Raw genomic sequence first — 16,222 nt, forward strand, 5'->3', positions numbered from 1 at the left:
GGGCGGGGACAGTCACGCCTGTCATCAGGTCACCGTGCGCTACGCATGGATCAACCTGTGTTCGCAGGCGGTCGAACGGGAGGGGGCAAACAGGGCTGTTCCGGGACGGTTCCGGGACTGTTCCGAGGCCGTCCCGGGTCGCATGGGGGCTATTCCTCGGGCGGGAACACCGTTTCGCGGGAGTCGAGCAGGGTGATCAGGATGGCCTCGACCGGGCAGCCCTCGGCGGCGGCCAGGATCTGTTCGTTGGCGTCGGTGTCGGGGGTGCGCGGGTGGGACTGGCGTGCGGTGTCGAGCTCGAAGCCGGCCGGGGCGTGGTTGACGCACATGCCGGAGCCGATGCACACGCTCCGGTCGACCTCGACGTGCCAGCGGTCGCCCATCACTCGCCTCCGTGCCCGGCGGGCAGGTGGATCATCTTGTGCTCCAGGTACTCGCCGAAGCCCTCGGGCCCGAACTCCCGCCCCAGACCGGATGACTTGTAGCCCCCGAACGGCCCGAGCATGTCCAGGCTGAAGGTGTTGACGTTGAAAGTGCCCGTACGCACCTTCCGCCCGAAGTCGATCCCGTGCTCGACATCGCCGGTCCACACGCTGCCGCTGAGCCCGTACTCGGAGTCGTTGGCGATCCTGAGCGCCTCGGCCTCGTCCCCGTACGGCAGCAGGCAGATGACCGGGCCGAAGATCTCCTCGCGGGCGATGCGCATCGAGTTGTCGACCCCGCCGAAGAGGGTCGGCTCGACGTACCAGCCCCGGTCGAACCCGGCCGGACGGCCGCCGCCGGTGAGGATCTTGGCGCCTTCCTCCTGACCGATCCGGATGTAGTCGAGCGAGCGCTGCTGCTGCCGCTTGGCGACCAGCGGCCCGACCTGGGTCGCGGTGTCCAGCGGATCCCCGACGACCAGCGCGCCCGCGGCGGCCGCCAGCGCCTCGGCGATCTCGTCGTAGCGGCTCCGCGGCGCCAGGATGCGGGTCTGGGCCACGCACGCCTGGCCGTTGTTCATCCAGGCGGCCGGGACGACACCCGCGACGGTCGCCGCGAGGTCCGCGTCCGGCAGGATCACCGCGGCCGACTTGCCGCCGAGCTCCAGGGTGACCCGGGTGAGATTGCGCGCGGCGACCTCCATCACGCGCTTGCCGGCCGCGACGGAGCCGGTGAAGGACACCTTGTCGATACCGGGGTGCCCGACGAGGTACTCGCTGACCTCGCGGTCCGCGGGCAGGATGGAGAGCACGCCCTCCGGGAGTCCGGCCTCGGCGGCCATCTCGCCGAGGATGTACGAGTCGAGGGGCGTCTCGGGGGACGGCTTGAGGATCACCGAGCAGCCGGTGAGCAGCGCGGGCCCGAGCTTGGCGGCGGCCACGAACTGGGGGACGTTCCACGGCACCACGGCCGCCACGACGCCCACGGGTTCGCGCCGCACCAGGATGGGACCGAGCGCCCCGGACCGCCGTTCCTCGTAAGGGAATTGGCGGGCGACGGTGATGGCGTAGTCCCACACCATCATCGCGCCGAGCGCCTGCGCGAGCACGCTCCAGGAGTAGGGGGAGCCGTTCTGCGAGCTGATCGACCTGGCGATCTCCTCGTGCCGGACCAGGATGGCGTCCTTGATCCGCGACACGACCTCGATGCGCTCCTCGGGCGTGGCCCGCGCCCAGGGCCCCTCGTCGAAGGCCCTGCGCGCGACGGCGACGGCCCGGTCCACATCCGCCCGGGAGGCGTGCGGGACGCGACCGATGACCTGCTCGGTATGGGGTGAGATCACCTCGATGACGTCGGAGCCGAGGGGGTCGGTCAACTCCCCGCCGATGAAAAGCTGTCCGTGTTCCACGAGCTCGGTCATGCCTGGTGCCTCCTGCGGGGCTTTTCCTGACGGCTGCCTGACTTCGTTTCAGAACTGATACCAGTTCTAGTTCCAGGAGTCCACGGGGTGGGCGGGGGCGGGGTGGGCGGGTTGAGCCTCGCCGGCTTGGATCACTCGGGCGACTATTGAAACCGGTTCTAGTTCGATGGCTATAGTGGCCGGGAAGCGTGCCACCGGGCGTGCACCCAGAGGGATTCCGTGCGCCCAGCGGGACTCCCGGAGAGACGAGGACTCCATGCCGCAGGAGCCAGCCGCGCCTCAGGTGACCGACCACGGTGGCGGCGTCCACTCCATCAAGGTGCCGATCCCGGACAATCCGCTGGGCCACACCCTGGTCCACCTCGTCGACACCGACCGGGGCCCGGTCCTTGTCGACACCGGGTGGGACGACCCGGCCTCCTGGGACACCCTGGCCGCCGGCCTTCACGCCCTCGGCACGGACGTCTCGGCCGTCCACGGCGTGGTCATCACCCACCACCACCCCGACCACCACGGGCTCTCCGGCCAGGTCAGGGAGGCCTCCGGCGCGTGGATCGCGATGCACGCCGCCGACGCCGCGGTCGTACGCCGCACCCGCGAGGCCCAACCGGGCACCTGGCTGGACTACTTGTGCACCAAGCTGGCCGCGGTCGGCGCGCCCGAGGAACACATCGCCCCGCTGCGCGAGGCCCGCGCCTCGGGCCGCACGCGGACCCTGCCCGGGCTGCGGGCCGCGCTGCCCGACCGCGAGATCGTGCCCGGCGACCTGCTGCCCCTCGCCGGTCGCCGGCTCCGCGCGATCTGGACGCCGGGACACACGCCGGGCCACGTCTGCCTCCACCTGGAGGAGGCGCACCCCACCCGACTCCCCGGAAACGGCCGCCTGTTCAGCGGCGACCACCTCCTGCCCGGCATCACCCCGCACATCGGCCTGTACGAGGACCCCGACGACGCGGGCGGGACCGACCCCCTCGGCGACTATCTCGACTCCCTCGAACGCATCGGCCGCCTCGGGGTCGCCGAGGTGCTCCCGGCGCACCAGCACGCCTTCACCGAACCGGGCGCGCGGGTAAGGGAGTTGCTGTCCCACCACGAGGACCGCCTGACGGGTCTGCTGGCCCTCCTCTCCACCCCGCTCACCCCCTGGCAACTCGCGGAACGCATGGAGTGGAACCGGCCGTGGTCCCAGATCCCGTACGGGTCGCGCACGATCGCGGTGTCCGAGGCGGAGGCGCATGTGCGGCGGCTGGAGAAGTTGGGGCGGGCGGAGCGGGTGGTGGGGGGCGGGGTGGTGCGGTACCGGGCGGTTTAGGGGGCTGTCCCCCACCCGGTAGGGTGGTCGCGTCGTCGTCATGCCCGTACGGGGGGAAGCCGGTGCAATTCCGGCGCTGACCCTTCCCCAAGCTCTCGGCTCCGTTCGAGCAGGGGAGACCCCAATCCGTGAAGCCACCCGTGGCAAGCCGGAATGCCCCGTCACCGCATGACCGGCTCACACGTCACCCGCACACCGCAGGTGACCGGCACCGTCGAGGCATACGGAGCCGGAGCCGGGTGCCAGCGCGCCCGTGCCCGCGCTCCCCCCGCAGGAGAGGCACCGCCCGCCATGACCGTACGCCGCTGCGCCGCAGCGCTCGCCGCCGCCACCGCCGTCCTGGGCGGTGCCGCCCCGGCGGCATTCGCCGACGGCACGCCGTCCCCCGCGGCGGTCCCGCCGGGCCTGTACGGCACGAAGGACCCCCAGTACGACGGCGTCTTCCGGCAGTCCCTCGCCTTCCTCGCCCAGGAGAAGGCCAATGTGAAGCCCGCCGAGCAGGCCGTCGCCTGGCTCGCGGGACAGCAGTGCGCCGACGGCTCCTTCATGTCGTTCCGCGCGGACACCACGAAGGCGTGTGACGCGACCAAACTGGACACCAACGCCACCTCGGCCGCCGTGCAGGCGTTCGTCGCGGTCGGCGGTCACACCGATGCCGTCAAGAAGGGCATCACCTGGCTGAAGTCGGTGCAGCAGGACGACGGCGGCTGGCCGTACACCCCGGGCATGGGCGGCAGCGACGCCAATTCCACCGGCATCGTGATCGGCGCGCTCGCCGCCGCGGGCGAGAAGCCCGCCGAGGTGAAGTCGGCCAAGGGCGGCAAGTCCCCCTTCGACGCGCTGCTCACGTTCGCGCTGCCCTGCGACGACCCCACCGGCCCGGGCGCCTTCGCCTTCCAGCCGGACCCGAAGACGCAGAAGCTGTACGCCAACGCCGATGCGAGTGCCGCCGCCGTGACCGGCTCGCTCGGCAAGGGCCTCGCCGCCACCGCGGGCCGGGCCGACAGCAAGGGCACCGCCTGCGAGAAGGCCACCACCCCCGAGCAGGCCGCGCACAACGGCGCCGCCTACCTCGCGAAGACCCTGGCCCCGACCGGGTTCCTGAAGTCCGCGATGCCGGGCGCCACCGACCAGCCCGACTTCGGCAACACCGCGGACGCGGTCGTCGCGCTCGCCGCCGACGGCATGGCCCAGCAGGCCAAGGCCTCCGCCGACTGGCTGTCGAAGAACGCCGCCGCCTGGGCCAAGGAGAACGGCCCGGCCGCCTACGCCCAGCTCGTCTTCGCCGCCGACGCGACCGGCGCCGACCCGAAGAACTTCGGCGGTGTGGACCTGGTCAAGGCCCTGAACGCCACGGGCCCGGCCCCCCAGGCGGCCCCGTCATCGGCCCCCGCCTCGGATTCCAAGGAAAAGAAGAACGACGGAATCTCCGTCTGGTGGTTCGTCGGCGTCTGCCTGGTGGCCGGTATCGGCGTCGGCTTCCTGCTCAGCGGCCGCAAGAAGAACCAGCAGCTCTGATGCGTACGCGACTCGCTCCGTTCGCGGCCCTGATCCTCGCCCCGCTCCTCGCCCTGGTGGCGCTGGCCGCCGGTACGGGGTCGGCGCAGGCGGCCGGGTACCGGTACTGGTCGTTCTGGGACCTGACCGGCGCCAACTGGACGTACGCCACCCAGGGCCCGGCGTCCGCACACCCCGGCGACGGCGCGGTCCAGGGCTTCCGCTTCGCGGTCAGCGCGGACTCCAAGGACGCGTCCCAGCCCCGTACGACGCCGTCCTTCGAGGCGGTGTGCGGTGCGACGCCGACCAAGGACGGCACGAAGCGGGTCGCGCTGGTCATCGACTTCGGTACGCCACAGGACGCCCCCCAGGGCGAAACCCCGCCCGCCCCGCGCACCGCCTGCGCCCAGGTGTCCCCGGACGCCACCAGCGCAGACGCCCTGGCCGCGGCGGCCAAGCCGCTCCGCTACAACAGTGCGGCCCTGCTGTGCGCGATCGCCGACTACCCGCGCACGGGCTGCGGCGAACAGGTGGCCGACCCGTCGACGCCCAGGGCCGAGCCCGCGAAGTCCGGGAAGTCCGGGAACAGCAGCGGCCCCTCGGTAGGCCTCCTGGCCGGAGTGGCAGCGGTCGTGGCCCTGGGCGCGGCAGCGGTCTGGCAATCCCGCCGCCGTAAGAGCCGTAAGAACTGACTCCGGGATGCCCGACGAGAAGCCCCTCCCGCCGACCCCGACCCCGCCCCCGGCCGAACCCCGCACCCCCCGGCCCGGGGCCGAGGATCGCACCCTGGGGCGCGCCGGGGCCGACCCCCGAACCTCGGCCCGGAGGCTGGCCGCCCCGGAAGCGAGCCGGAGCAACGCCGTGCACCCCGGCGCCTGGTGGCTCTGGGCGCTGGGCCTCGCCACAGCCGCGTCGAGGACGAACAACCCCCTGATGCTCGGCCTGCTGGTCGGCGTCGCCGGCTACGTCGTAGCCGCCCGCAAGACCGACGCCCCCTGGGCCCGCTCGTACACCGCGTTCATCAGGATCGGCCTGTTCGTCGTCGGCATCCGCCTCGCCTTCAACCTGGTCCTCGGCTCCCCGATCCCCGGCAGCCACACCCTGCTCACGCTCCCCGAACTCCCCCTCCCCGACTGGGCGAAGGGCATCCGCATCGGCGGCCGGGTCACGGCGGAGGGCATGCTGTTCGCCCTGTACGACGGTGCCAGGCTGGCCACCCTGCTGATCTGCGTGGGCGCGGCGAACGCCCTCGCCAACCCCGCCCGCCTCCTCAAGTCCCTGCCGGGCGCCCTGTACGAGGCCGGGGTCGCGGTCGTCGTCGCGATGACGTTCGCGCCGAACATGGTCGCCGACGTCGTACGGCTGCGTACCGCACGGCGGCTGCGCGGTCGTCCCACCGGCGGCATCAGGGCGATCGCCCAGATCGGCCTGCCGGTACTCGAAGGCGCCCTGGAGCGTTCGGTCGCCGTGGCCGCCTCGATGGACGCGCGCGGCTACGGCCGCACCGCCCAGGTCCCCGCCCCCGTACGCCTCACCACCACCGTCCTCACCCTCGGCGGGCTCCTGGGAGTCTGCGCGGGAACGTACGGACTGCTCGCCTCCGAAGGCGCCGGATACGGCCTTCCCGTCCTCGCCTGCGGCCTGCTCGCCTCCCTCGCCGGGCTCCGCCTCGGCGGCCGCCGCCAGATCCGTACCCGCTACCGCCCCGACCGCTGGGGCATCAGGTCCTGGCTGGTGGCCGGTTCCGGCGCGGCGGTCGCGGCACTGATGCTCTGGGCGGGTACGTACGCTCCGGAGGCCCTCACCCTCGGAGTCGTCCCGCTGACCGCGCCGAGCCTGCCGCTGTGGCCCGCGCTGTCGCTGCTCGCCGGCCTGCTCCCGGCGTTCGTCGCACCCGTTCCACCTAAGGAGTCCCCGTGATCCGGTTCGAGAACGTGTCGGTCACGTACGACTCCGCCGAGGAGCCGACCGTACGAGGTGTAGAACTCACCATTCCAGAAGGGGAGTTGGTCCTCCTGGTCGGCCCGTCGGGGGTCGGGAAGTCGACGCTGCTCGGTACGGTCTCCGGGCTCGTCCCGCACTTCACCGGCGGCACCCTGCGCGGCCGGGTCACGGTCGACGGCCGCGACACCCGCACCCACAAGCCCCGCGAACTCGCCGATCTGGTCGGCACGGTGGGCCAGGACCCGCTCGCCCACTTCGTCACCGACACGGTCGAGGACGAACTCGCTTACGGAATGGAGTCGTTGGGCCTCGCCCCCGCCGTGATGCGCCGCCGGGTCGAGGAGACCCTGGACCTGCTCGGCCTGGCGGAACTGCGCGACCGCCCCATCGCCACCCTCTCCGGTGGCCAGCAGCAGCGCGTCGCGATCGGCTCGGTCCTCACCCCGCACCCGAAGGTCCTGGTCCTGGACGAGCCGACCTCGGCCCTTGATCCCGCCGCGGCGGAGGACGTCCTCTCCGTCCTCCAGCGCCTGGTCCACGACCTGGGCACGACGGTCCTGCTGGCCGAACACCGCTTGGAAAGGGTGGTCCAGTACGCGGACCAGGTGATCCTGCTGCCCGCTCCCGGTGCCGCCCCGGTGATGGGCCCCCCGGCGGACATCATGCAGATCTCCCCGGTCCACCCCCCGGTGGTGGCCCTGGGCCACCTGGCGGGCTGGACCCCGCTCCCCCTGTCGGTACGAGACGCTCGCCGAAGGGCGGGCGCACTGCGCGACCAACTGGCTACACACACCCCGCGCCCCCCGCAGGCGCACCCCCACCGGCCCGGGGCCGAAAGCCGCGCCCGGCCCGCCACCGCAAGGCGAACCCTGGCCACCCTTTTCCGCCGCCCCCCGGAGGGCCCCCGCGCCCCCACCCTCGCAACCGCCGCCGCCCTGGGCGTACGCCGAGGCCGCGTGGAAGCCCTGCGCCACGTGGACCTGACCGTCACCCCGGGCGAGACCATCGCCCTCATGGGCCGCAACGGGGCCGGAAAGTCCACTCTGCTGGGCACCCTGATCGGGATGATCGAGCCCACGACAGGCACGGTCACCGTCGGCGGCCGCACCCCCCACCGCACCCCGCCGAGGGAACTGATCCGCGAGGTCGGCCTCGTACCGCAGGAGCCTCGGGACCTGCTGTACGCGGACACCGTCGCCGCGGAGTGCGCCGCCGCGGACGAGGACGCCGGGGCCACCCCCGGAAGCTGCCGGGACCTGGTGACAGCGCTGCTCCCGGGCGTACGGGACGACACGCATCCCCGTGACCTCTCCGAGGGCCAGCGCCTGGCCCTCGCGCTGGCGATCGTCCTGACCGGCCGCCCGCCCCTGCTGCTCCTGGACGAGCCGACCCGCGGCCTCGACTACGCGGCGAAGGCCCGCCTGGTCGAGGTGCTGCGGGCGCTCGCCGCCGAGGGCCACGCCATCGTGCTCGCGACCCATGACGTGGAGCTGGCCGCAGAGCTCGCCCACCGTGTCGTGATCCTCGCGGGCGGTGAGGTCGTGGCGGACGGCCCGACCGCCGAGGTGGTCGTCTCGTCCCCCGCCTTCGCCCCGCAGGTCGCCAAGATCCTCGCCCCGCAGCACTGGCTCACCGTCCCGCAGGTACGCGAGGCCCTGTCGTGAACCCTGTCGTGAATCCTGTCAGGAGCCCTGTCATGAAGGGGAGCACAAGACCCGTCCGTCTCGGCCCGCGCGCGGTCATCGCCCTCTCCCTCATCACCCTCATCGGCATCGCGGCCTTCGGCTGGCCGCTGCTCGCCGACGCGGACTCCGGACTCGCGCACGCCCAGGACGCCCCCTGGCTCTTCGCCGCGCTGCTGCCCCTCCTCGTGGGCGTCGTGATCGCCACCATCGCCGACGACGGCATGGACGCCAAGGCCGTCGCGATGCTCGGCGTCCTCGCCGCGGTGGGCGCCGCGCTGCGCCCGCTGGGCGCGGGCACGGCCGGCCTGGAGCCGATGTTCTTCCTGATGGTGCTGAGCGGCCGGGTGCTCGGCCCGGGCTTCGGCTTCGTACTCGGCTCGGTGACGATGTTCGCCTCGGCCCTGCTGACCGGCGGGGTCGGGCCGTGGATGCCGTTCCAGATGCTCGCGATGGGCTGGTTCACGATGGGCGCGGGCCTGCTGCCGGGCCCGCACCGCCTGCGCGGCCGGGCCGAGCTCGCCCTGCTCGCGCTCTACGGCGCGCTGGCCTCACTCGCGTACGGCACGGTCATGAACCTTCAGGGCTGGACGTTCATCGGCGGCATGTCCTCGGGCATCTCCTTCCACCCCGGCGATCCGCTGCACGACAACCTGATCCGCTTCTTCGCGTACTGCGCGGCCACCTCGTTCGGCTGGGACCTGGGCCGGGCGGCGCTCACGGTCGTACTGACCCTCACCCTCGGCGCCACTCTGCTCAAGGCGTTGAGGCGGGCGACGAGGCGAGCCGCCTTCGAGGCCCAGGTCACATTCGAGGCCTGAACAGGTCCCCGCCGGGGTGAGGCCGCCCACAGGACCTTGGTCCTCTACGAGTCGGGATAGTGGCCCCAGAACATGATCCAAGCGGACCCTCACAGTGGCGCTGACCTGCACTTATCCGCCCCTTACACCCCTGCGGTCTCCGCCGGGCCGTTTCCCCCCTCATGCGACTCCGACTAGTAAATGGGGTCATTGCGGCCACCCATCGAGCCAGTTACAACTGTTCGAGTCGCCGGAACCGCCCGGTCCGCTCGCCGGGCCGATTCACTACGGGTTCCCTCGCCGTGGAGGTCTTCGAACCTCCGGCGGAGTGTGACGGCCAATGTCCCCGAAGTTAGGTTTCGTGTTGTCTTTCGCCGCCCGTTTCACCGCTCGTAAGAAGTCCATCGCCGCCGCCGGCGCCACGCTGCTCGCCGCTGCCGGTGTCGCCATGGCCGCCGTCCCGGCCCAGGCCGCACCGACGAGCGCCCAGGCGATCGCGCAGAAGATGATGCCGTCCGACCAGTTCCAGTGCTTCAGCAACATCGTGAACCACGAGTCCGGCTGGAACCCGTCCGCCACGAACGCCTCCTCCGGCGCCTACGGCCTGGTCCAGGCCCTGCCGGGCTCGAAGATGGCTTCCGCCGGCGCCGACTGGCAGACCAACCCGGCCACCCAGATCAAGTGGGGCCTGGGCTACATGAACGAGCGCTACGGCAGCCCGTGTGGCGCCTGGAGCTTCTGGCAGCAGAACAGCTGGTACTAAGCCGTACCGGCGATGGAGTCGAAGAGCCGCACGATCTGCGGCCCCGACTCCTTGAAGGCCCCGTTGTGGTCGACCGCTCCCTGGTCGACGACCGGGGCCTTCTTTCCGTACGCGGCGAGCTGCCGCACGCAGCTGAGCGTGTTGGCGATCGGCACGTCGGTGTCCCCGGTGGCGGTGTAGAGCCGCAGGGGCACGGCGGGCTTCCAGTCACAGGTGTGATCGTTGTCCCGCATGGCGGCGAGCAGCGCCCCGCGCGGATGCTGAAGCCGCTGGTAGAAGCCGGGCGTGAGCAGGTCCTTCACCTTGCCGGGCAGGGCCCCGAGGATCTCCTCCTCGGTGTGATTCCCGTCGAGCAGCCGGTCGACGATGCGGGCGTAGGGCGCGCGGAAGGCTTCCCCGGGCTCCTTATAGAGGGGGTGAAGCCGGTTCTGAGCAGTGAGCCAGTAGGACATGTAAAGCACCCCGCTCGTGTCATTCACCCTGCCGTCGAAGAGGGCGGGCACCTCTTGCCCGGCGAGGTCGTACGGCCCTGACACCGGCGCAAGCGCCTTGAGCCGGAAATGGGCGTCGCCCCCCTGGCTGAGCGCCTTGCCGAGCGCCATGGCGACCTGCCCGCCCTGCGAGAACCCGGTGCCGTACACGTCCCCGGTGAGCGGCCGGCCCAGCTCGCGGGCGGCGGTACGGGTGGCCCGCAGCATGTCGAGCGAGGCGGACACGGACGATGCGGTGTCCATATAGGGGTGGCGCCCCGGCCCCTTCCCGAGCCCCAGATAGTCGGGCGCGGCGACGGCCCGCCCGGCGGAGGCGTGCAGATACGGCGAGAGCCGCCCGAAGTCCTCCCCGACGGAGGGCGCGTAGTCCCGGTCGACCATGGTCCCGTGGGTGTCCGCGACGAGATCGACCCGCCCATGCCGCCCGTCGAGGGGCAGCACGAACAGCCCGGTGGCGGTGGTGGGGCCCCCTTGAGGCGTAATGGTCCGGTACGTGACCCGATACCCCCGCACTCCGTAGCGGACGGTGGCGCTGTCGACACCGGCGCCCTTGAGGAGGCCGGAGACCTGGGCGGGGGTGAGATCGGAGACGGGCGTGAGAGCCAGAAGGCCACCGCGCTGCACCGGGGCGTGAGCCTGGGCGGGTACGGAAACCCCAACTGACCCTGCGATCAAGGCAGTTGAGGCAATGACCCGAACGATTGACTTCGTCATACGGAAATCCTGGCCGGTCCCTCCGCCGGGGCCCATACGACCAGCCCCCGCACCGGAAGGGGGCCTAGGTCCACCACGGGAAGGCCCTCTGCCCCCTACCGACCCAACCGTCGATCCCACGGGTGCCCCAACTCGGCGTGCATGGAGGCGAGTTCAACCCATTGCGCGGCCAGCTCCGGGTCACCGGCGTCCGCGACCTGGTTCCCGAGCGTCTTGACGAGAGCGCACGCGGGGCAGGCCCCGGGGTCGATCAGCCCGGCCCGCGGCTTGGCGAAGTCCATGGCCCTCACTGCGGCAGGATCCAGCATGACGCCGCCCCCTCGCTTTCGCGCGTGTGAGGGTGCCGCCCAATGACGCCGGTGGCCTGAGCCACGCCGTCGGGGTCCCCCGCCATGTGCGCGTGCGCGCGGGCCGTACTTGCCGCCCCGCAGACAGCACAGCCCGGCATGGGAATGGGTTCTAGCCGAGGCACATGGTTCGCAAGGGTGGCGCTGAGCACGCCGTCCCGCGAGCTGGTGGTTCCGACCCTGGTGATGTCACTGGTCATGGCTTGCTGCCGTGCCCCTTCGTGCGGGTGGTCCTGCCGGATTTCACAGTTCCACCCTGGCGGCTGGCGCGTACGCTCAAAAGGTCGGCGCCCATGCCAACGGACAAGGCATACCAAGGAGTTGAACGCATGACCGAAGGGTCCGCGCCGAGGGGCGAGTCCAAGGACGGCGCTACGTACTTCGGAGACGAGACGAAGGCCCTGCGGGAAGCGCTGGGGCTTTCCCAGGACGCCTTCGCTGAGAAACTGCACTACAACCAGGGGCAGGTAAGCAAGGTCGAAAGCGGCACCGTATTGGCATCGGAAGCTTTTGCCGACGCCATGGATCGTGTCGCCGGTACGCCCGGGGTCTACAAGCGCCTGCGGAACAAGCTGAGCAAGCGAGGCATCCCCGACTGGTTCGCGCCGTACGTGGCCATGGAGCAGAAGGCCACGGTGGTGCGGATGTTCAACCCAACACTGCTGCCTGGCCTCGTACAAACACGGTCCTACGCCGAAGTGGTCCTGCGTGCCGGTCGGCCGTCCAACCTTGAAGATCTGGTGACGGCCCGAATCGAGCGGCAGACCATCCTGACCCGGAGCGAGAGCCCTGCACGCCTTTGGCTGGTGCTCAACGAAGCGGCGCTTCGAAACCCGGTGGGTGACATGGCGCTCATGCGCGCACAACTCAAGCACCTGCGAGACCTGGCAGAAGTCCCCCGTCACCGCATCCAGATCGTTCCGGCCTGCAAGGCGAACAACTTGGCTGCCAGCCCGTTCGGCCTTCTCTCGTTCCGTGACAGCGCCGACGTGGTGCACGTGGACGGCTTCCCGCGCGGCTACGTGCTGACCGAACCGGACGACGTGGCCGAAGCACAGGATGCCTATGATCTGCTCAAAGCCATGGCCGCGCCGCCGGACGAGGCGGCGGAGTTGATCAACTCCATTGAGAAGGACTGCTACTCATGACTCACGCCGGTCTCCCCGAAGCCCATGACTGGACCAGTTCCAGCTACAGCCAGAGCAATGGCGGCGAGTGCGTCCAGTGGGCACCCGCTCACGCGACAGCCACAGGCAAGGTTCCCGTCCGGGACAGCAAAGCCCCGAACGGGCCAGTCCTCATGGTCTCCGCCAACGCATGGTCCGGCTTCATAGACTTCACCCAGAGCCAGAACCAGAGCTGACCACCAAGCCCCGCCACACCAATCAGAGTTGGAACGGCGGGGCTTCCCACCGCACCCCGCCAGGGGGCAACCCCGCCAGGGACGCGGGGAACTGCGCGAGCAACCCCGCACGGTCCGCGGTCGAAGACCATCCACGCGGCTCCGCCGAAGTCCGCCGCCGATCCGCACCCGCGACAGAGCGCGGCCGGCCTCGAAGTCGGGTGTGAGGTCGTGGCAAGATCGCGGGATGTTGCGACTCACCGATTTCATCATCGACTGCCCGGACACGATGAAGCTGGCGGCTTTCTACTCCGAGGTGACGGGCCGCCCGATCAGGGAAGGCAGCTCCGCGGACTGGGCCGGCATCAAGTTCGGCGAGATCGAGCTGGCATTCATCCGGGTGGACGACTACCGCGCTCCGCAGTGGCCCGACACCGAGCACCCCAAGCAGTTCCACCTCGACTTCGAAGTGGACGAGATCGAGTCCGAGCAGCGCCGCGTCCTCGACCTCGGTGCGACGCTGATGCAGGACTTCATCGGCCCCGAAGGCTACGGCTGGCAGGTCTACACCGACCCGATCGGCCACCCCTTCTGCCTGTGCCGCAACAAGGGCGTCGTCTGGACCGACCAGGGCCCGACCTGGCCCAAGCGCGACTAGCCTCTCCGGCGTTCGAGGAGCGGGGCCCCGGGGGCAGCGCCCCCGGCAACCGGTCCTCGGCTCACCCCACCCCGCCCCCGGAGGCCCCGCGGCGAAGCCGCACCATGTCACAGCGGGAAGGGGCGGGGTGAGGGAAAGCCCGCCGCGGGCGCCTACAGCCGCTGAATGATCGTGCCCGTAGCCAGCGCCCCACCCGCACACATCGTGACCAGCGCAAACTCCTTGTCCCACCGCTCAAGCTCATGCAACGCCGTCGCGATCAGCCGGGCCCCCGTCGCCCCCACAGGGTGCCCCAGCGCAATCGCACCTCCGTTGACGTTCACCTTCTCCAGGTCCTGCTCGAAGACCTGCGCCCAGCTCAACACCACGGACGCGAACGCCTCGTTGATCTCGACGAGGTCGATGTCCCGCAACGACATGCCCGCCTTGCCGAGCACCGCCCGCGTCGCGTCGATCGGCCCGTCGAGGTGGAAGTGCGGGTCGGCACCGACCAGCGCCTGGGCGACGATCCGGGCCCGGGGCTTGAGTTTCAGGGCGCGGGCCATCCGCCTGGAGGCCCACATGATGGCCGCCGAACCGTCCGAGATCTGCGAGGAGTTGCCCGCGGTGTGCACCGCCGTCGGCATGACCGGCTTCAGCCGCCCGAGCGCCTCCATGGACGTGTCCCGCAGCCCTTCATCCCGATCGACGAGCCGCCACATCCCCTGCCCCGCCGCCTGCTCCTCCTCCGTCGTGGGAACCTGAACCGCGAACGTCTCCCGCTTGAAGCGCTCTTCGCCCCAGGCGACCGCCGCCCGCTCCTGCGACAACAGCCCCAGAGAATCGACACGTTCACGAGTCAGGCCCCGGTTACGGGCGATCCGCTCCGCCGCCTCGAACTGGTTCGGCAGGTCCACGTTCCACTCGTCCGGCCACGGCTTGCCCGGGCCGTGCTTCGACCCCGACCCCAGCGGCACCCGCGACATGGCTTCCACGCCACAGCTGATCCCCACATCGATGACCCCCGCCGCGATCATGTTCGCGACCATGTGACTGGCCTGCTGCGAGGAGCCGCACTGGCAGTCCACGGTGGTCGCGGCGGTCTCGTACGGCAGCCCCATCGCGAGCCAGGCGTTGCGCGCCGGGTTCATGGACTGTTCGCCGGCGTGCGTGACCGTACCGCCGACGATCTGCTCGACGCAGTCGGCGTGGATGCCGGTGCGGCCGAGGAGTTCGCGGTAGGTCTCGCCCAGCAGGTAGGCCGGGTGCAGATTGGCGAGCGCGCCTCCGCGCTTGCCGATGGGCGTGCGTACGGCTTCGACGATGACGGGTTCCGCGGCCATGAGCTCGTCCTCTCCTGACACAGCCGCTGGGTGTCCCGGCACCGCACGGCCACGAACTGATACGCGTTCTAGTTCTGAGTGCAGTCTTATGAGGGCTACCCCGGGTACGCAAGGGTTGTGCACGGCCCGCGTGGGGAGTTCAGTGCGCAACAGATGCTGCCGCGGGCCTTGCCAGTTGTAGAACCCGTTACTACCTTTCCGACAACTTCTGATGGACCGTCAGACCTGACCGTCAGACATGGAGTGGCCAATGCGTTGCCCCCACCTGCCCGACGGGTTCGACTTCACCGACCCCGACCTGCTCCAATCCCGCGTACCGCACCCGGAGTTCGCCCAGTTGCGCCAGACCGCTCCGGTGTGGTGGTGCACCCAGCCGACCGGCATCTCCGGCTTTCAGGACGAGGGCTACTGGGCGGTGACGCGGCACGCCGACGTCAAGTACGTGTCCACCCACCCGGAGTTGTTCTCCTCCAACACCAACACCGCCGTCATCCGCTTCAACGAGTCGATCAGCCGGGAGCAGATCGACGTCCAGAAGCTGATCATGCTGAACATGGATCCGCCCGAGCACACCCGGGTCCGCCAGATCGTCCAGCGCGGCTTCACTCCCCGCGCGATCCGCTCCCTGGAGGCGACGCTGCGCGCCCGCGCCCGCAGCATCGTGGACGCGGCCCTGTCGGAAGCGAACAAGAACAACGGCGTCTTCGACTTCGTCACCAACATCGCCGTCGAGCTTCCCCTCCAGGCCATCGCCGAACTCATCGGCGTCCCCCAGGAGGACCGGACCAAGATCTTCGACTGGTCCAACAAGATGGCGGCGTACGACGATCCCGAGTACGCGATCACCGAGGAGATCGGCGCCGAGGCGGCTATGGAGCTGGTCTCGTACGCGATGAACCTCGCGGCGGCCCGCAAGGAGTGTCCGGCGAAGGACATCGTCTCGACCCTGGTCGCGGCCGAGGGCGAGGGCAACCTGCTCTCGGACGAGTTCGGCTTCTTCGTCATCCTGCTCGCGGTGGCCGGCAACGAGACGACCCGCAACGCCATCAGCCACGGCATGCACGCGTTCCTGACCCACCCCGACCAGTGGGAACTCTACAAACGCGAGCGCCCCGCCACCGCGGCCGAGGAGATCGTGCGCTGGGCCACCCCGGTCGTCGCCTTCCAGCGCACGGCCACCCAGGACACCGAACTCGGCGGCCAGAAGATCAAGGAGGGCGACCGCGTCGGCATCTTCTACTCCTCCGCGAACAACGACCCCGAGGTCTTCGAGGACCCGGAGCGCTTCGACATCACCCGGGACCCCAACCCCCACCTCGGCTTCGGCGGCGGAGGCCCGCACTTCTGCCTCGGCAAGTCCCTCGCGGTCCTCGAAATCAACCTGATCTTCAACGCGGTGGCCGACGTCCTGCCCGACCTGCGCCTGGCCGGCGACCCCCGGCGCCTGCGCTCGGCCTGGCTGAACGGCATCAAGGGCCTTCAGGTGACCCGGAGTTGACCCACCCGG

General features: G+C 70.7%; 16 protein-coding genes. 11 read left to right on the top strand and 5 right to left on the bottom strand.

All coding sequences use genetic code 11. From position 1 onward, the window contains the following. Window positions 1-149: 149 nt before the first annotated feature. Together ACWC2B_RS00950 and ACWC2B_RS00955 are read right to left on the bottom strand one after the other, a co-directional pair. Complete coding sequence (locus ACWC2B_RS00950; protein WP_450714297.1) at window positions 150-383, bottom strand: ferredoxin; 234 nt, start codon at window positions 381-383, stop codon at window positions 150-152. Continuing rightward, complete coding sequence (locus ACWC2B_RS00955; protein WP_450714298.1) at window positions 383-1,843, bottom strand: aldehyde dehydrogenase; 1,461 nt, start codon at window positions 1,841-1,843, stop codon at window positions 383-385. The genes ACWC2B_RS00950 and ACWC2B_RS00955 overlap by 1 nt, the downstream gene beginning before the upstream one ends. A 256-nt stretch (window positions 1,844-2,099) precedes the next feature. Between ACWC2B_RS00955 and ACWC2B_RS00960 the strand changes: the two genes are divergently transcribed. From ACWC2B_RS00960 to ACWC2B_RS00990, 7 genes are all read left to right on the top strand, one after another. Continuing rightward, the gene (locus tag ACWC2B_RS00960) at window positions 2,100-3,155 is read left to right on the top strand and encodes an MBL fold metallo-hydrolase (RefSeq protein ID WP_450714299.1); all 1,056 of its coding nucleotides are present in this window, start codon (window positions 2,100-2,102) and stop codon (window positions 3,153-3,155) included. 291 nt (window positions 3,156-3,446) lie between these two features. Then, complete coding sequence (locus ACWC2B_RS00965) at window positions 3,447-4,673, top strand: prenyltransferase/squalene oxidase repeat-containing protein (protein ID WP_450714300.1); 1,227 nt, start codon at window positions 3,447-3,449, stop codon at window positions 4,671-4,673. Continuing rightward, on the top strand, window positions 4,673-5,344 hold the full coding sequence (locus ACWC2B_RS00970; protein ID WP_450714301.1) for an SCO2322 family protein: 672 nt from the start codon (window positions 4,673-4,675) through the stop codon (window positions 5,342-5,344). Before ACWC2B_RS00965 ends, ACWC2B_RS00970 begins: the two co-directional genes overlap by 1 nt. Before the next feature lie 7 nt (window positions 5,345-5,351). After that, the gene (locus tag ACWC2B_RS00975) at window positions 5,352-6,572 is read left to right on the top strand and encodes an energy-coupling factor transporter transmembrane component T (protein WP_450714302.1); all 1,221 of its coding nucleotides are present in this window, start codon (window positions 5,352-5,354) and stop codon (window positions 6,570-6,572) included. After that, the gene (locus ACWC2B_RS00980) at window positions 6,569-8,260 is read left to right on the top strand and encodes an ABC transporter ATP-binding protein (protein WP_450714303.1); all 1,692 of its coding nucleotides are present in this window, start codon (window positions 6,569-6,571) and stop codon (window positions 8,258-8,260) included. Before ACWC2B_RS00975 ends, ACWC2B_RS00980 begins: the two co-directional genes overlap by 4 nt. A gap of 32 nt (window positions 8,261-8,292) precedes the next feature. Next, window positions 8,293-9,099 (top strand): ECF transporter S component, encoded by an 807-nt coding sequence (locus tag ACWC2B_RS00985; RefSeq protein ID WP_450714304.1) that lies wholly within the window; start codon window positions 8,293-8,295, stop codon window positions 9,097-9,099. A 319-nt stretch (window positions 9,100-9,418) separates the two neighbouring features. Beyond that, entirely contained in the window at window positions 9,419-9,841 is a 423-nt protein-coding gene (locus tag ACWC2B_RS00990) for an aggregation-promoting factor C-terminal-like domain-containing protein (protein WP_450714305.1), read from the top strand. Here the strand turns inward: ACWC2B_RS00990 and ACWC2B_RS00995 are convergent. Next, window positions 9,838-11,046: an alpha/beta hydrolase gene (locus ACWC2B_RS00995; RefSeq protein ID WP_450714306.1), complete on the bottom strand. Its 1,209-nt coding sequence runs from the start codon at window positions 11,044-11,046 to the stop codon at window positions 9,838-9,840. The genes ACWC2B_RS00990 and ACWC2B_RS00995 overlap by 4 nt on opposite strands. Window positions 11,047-11,141: 95 nt before the next feature. Then, entirely contained in the window at window positions 11,142-11,354 is a 213-nt protein-coding gene (locus tag ACWC2B_RS01000) for a hypothetical protein (RefSeq protein WP_450714307.1), read from the bottom strand. A 368-nt stretch (window positions 11,355-11,722) separates the two neighbouring features. Here ACWC2B_RS01000 and ACWC2B_RS01005 point away from each other — a divergent pair, with 368 nt between their 5' ends. From ACWC2B_RS01005 to ACWC2B_RS01015, 3 genes are all read left to right on the top strand, one after another. Beyond that, window positions 11,723-12,541, top strand: coding sequence for a helix-turn-helix domain-containing protein (locus tag ACWC2B_RS01005; RefSeq protein ID WP_450714308.1), 819 nt, complete (start codon window positions 11,723-11,725; stop codon window positions 12,539-12,541). Then, window positions 12,538-12,756: a DUF397 domain-containing protein gene (locus ACWC2B_RS01010; protein ID WP_450714309.1), complete on the top strand. Its 219-nt coding sequence runs from the start codon at window positions 12,538-12,540 to the stop codon at window positions 12,754-12,756. Before ACWC2B_RS01005 ends, ACWC2B_RS01010 begins: the two co-directional genes overlap by 4 nt. Before the next feature lie 226 nt (window positions 12,757-12,982). Then, the gene (locus tag ACWC2B_RS01015; protein WP_450714310.1) at window positions 12,983-13,393 is read left to right on the top strand and encodes a VOC family protein; all 411 of its coding nucleotides are present in this window, start codon (window positions 12,983-12,985) and stop codon (window positions 13,391-13,393) included. 152 nt (window positions 13,394-13,545) lie between these two features. Here ACWC2B_RS01015 and ACWC2B_RS01020 read toward each other — a convergent pair whose 3' ends face one another. Next, window positions 13,546-14,715, bottom strand: coding sequence for a steroid 3-ketoacyl-CoA thiolase (locus ACWC2B_RS01020; RefSeq protein ID WP_450714311.1), 1,170 nt, complete (start codon window positions 14,713-14,715; stop codon window positions 13,546-13,548). A gap of 250 nt (window positions 14,716-14,965) precedes the next feature. On the opposite strand from ACWC2B_RS01020, the gene ACWC2B_RS01025 reads away from it, so the two are divergent. After that, window positions 14,966-16,213, top strand: a complete 1,248-nt coding sequence (locus ACWC2B_RS01025; protein ID WP_450714312.1) for a cytochrome P450 — start codon at window positions 14,966-14,968, stop codon at window positions 16,211-16,213. Window positions 16,214-16,222 lie beyond the last annotated feature (9 nt).

This window comes from Streptomyces sp. NPDC001415 (assembly GCF_053597395.1).

Coding starts and splice junctions, on each gene's coding strand:
- ACWC2B_RS00975 (WP_450714302.1), top strand. CDS start 5,352: ATGCCCGACGAGAAGCCCCTCCCGCCGACCCCGACCCCGCCCCCGGCC.
- ACWC2B_RS00995 (WP_450714306.1), bottom strand. CDS start 11,046: ATGACGAAGTCAATCGTTCGGGTCATTGCCTCAACTGCCTTGATCGCA.
- ACWC2B_RS00965 (WP_450714300.1), top strand. CDS start 3,447: ATGACCGTACGCCGCTGCGCCGCAGCGCTCGCCGCCGCCACCGCCGTC.
- ACWC2B_RS00955 (WP_450714298.1), bottom strand. CDS start 1,843: ATGACCGAGCTCGTGGAACACGGACAGCTTTTCATCGGCGGGGAGTTG.
- ACWC2B_RS00985 (WP_450714304.1), top strand. CDS start 8,293: ATGAAGGGGAGCACAAGACCCGTCCGTCTCGGCCCGCGCGCGGTCATC.
- ACWC2B_RS00960 (WP_450714299.1), top strand. CDS start 2,100: ATGCCGCAGGAGCCAGCCGCGCCTCAGGTGACCGACCACGGTGGCGGC.
- ACWC2B_RS00990 (WP_450714305.1), top strand. CDS start 9,419: ATGTCCCCGAAGTTAGGTTTCGTGTTGTCTTTCGCCGCCCGTTTCACC.
- ACWC2B_RS01015 (WP_450714310.1), top strand. CDS start 12,983: ATGTTGCGACTCACCGATTTCATCATCGACTGCCCGGACACGATGAAG.
- ACWC2B_RS01005 (WP_450714308.1), top strand. CDS start 11,723: ATGACCGAAGGGTCCGCGCCGAGGGGCGAGTCCAAGGACGGCGCTACG.
- ACWC2B_RS01025 (WP_450714312.1), top strand. CDS start 14,966: ATGCGTTGCCCCCACCTGCCCGACGGGTTCGACTTCACCGACCCCGAC.
- ACWC2B_RS00950 (WP_450714297.1), bottom strand. CDS start 383: ATGGGCGACCGCTGGCACGTCGAGGTCGACCGGAGCGTGTGCATCGGC.
- ACWC2B_RS01010 (WP_450714309.1), top strand. CDS start 12,538: ATGACTCACGCCGGTCTCCCCGAAGCCCATGACTGGACCAGTTCCAGC.
- ACWC2B_RS01020 (WP_450714311.1), bottom strand. CDS start 14,715: ATGGCCGCGGAACCCGTCATCGTCGAAGCCGTACGCACGCCCATCGGC.
- ACWC2B_RS01000 (WP_450714307.1), bottom strand. CDS start 11,354: ATGCTGGATCCTGCCGCAGTGAGGGCCATGGACTTCGCCAAGCCGCGG.
- ACWC2B_RS00970 (WP_450714301.1), top strand. CDS start 4,673: ATGCGTACGCGACTCGCTCCGTTCGCGGCCCTGATCCTCGCCCCGCTC.